Here is a 639-nt window from a genome sequence, read left to right as displayed (position 1 = left end):
GGGCCGCCCCCGGCACCGGCCGCCGCCGCCCCTACGCCCAGCCGTACGCCTCGCCCTCCGCCTCCGCTGCTCCCGAGCCGGAACCGCGAGCGGAGTCCCGCCCGTCCCGGAGACCGGCGGATCGCCCGGACCTGCTGGTGGCGTCCGGCCCTCCCCGCCCGTCCCGGAGATCGGCGGACCGGCCGGATCTGCTGGTGGCGTCCGGCCCTCCCCGTCCCATCCGGAGACCTCAGGGCGAATCCCAGGGCGACCCGGGAGACCGGCCGCAGGCCGGAACGGTGCCGGGAACGGAGCCCGCCCCGGAGTCCGGACCGTGGGTGGGACCGGTGTCCGAGCCCGCGGCCGAGGCTCCCCTCGGATGGACCCCTGAACCGGTGTCCGAGCCCGCGTCCGAGGCCCTCCTCGGATGGACCCCTGAACCGGCGTCCGAGCCGCCCGCCGTACCGCGGGAGGAGCCCGAAGGGCGGGAGCCGGAACGGCAGGAGCCCGGATGGGAGGAACCCGAGGGGCGGGAGCCGGAGCGGCGGGACGACTTCGAGCCCGTGCGGCGGGTCGGGCGCCGCCCGCCGGCAGGCCGGCCCGGCCGGACCTCCTGGTGGCCCAGGGACCTCCCCGGCGCGGGCCGGGCGGACGCCACCG

1 pseudogene is annotated in these 639 nt (G+C 79.7%); it reads left to right on the top strand.

Features of this window, described 5'->3' with window-relative positions:
* Positions 1 to 374: 374 nt before the first annotated feature.
* Positions 375 to 639: pseudogene (locus tag ACWJ6R_RS37665) on the top strand (hypothetical protein); the annotation flags it as partial.

It is taken from the genome of Planomonospora algeriensis, from assembly GCF_977012225.1.
This window is presented reverse-complemented; position numbering and strand designations above follow the sequence as displayed.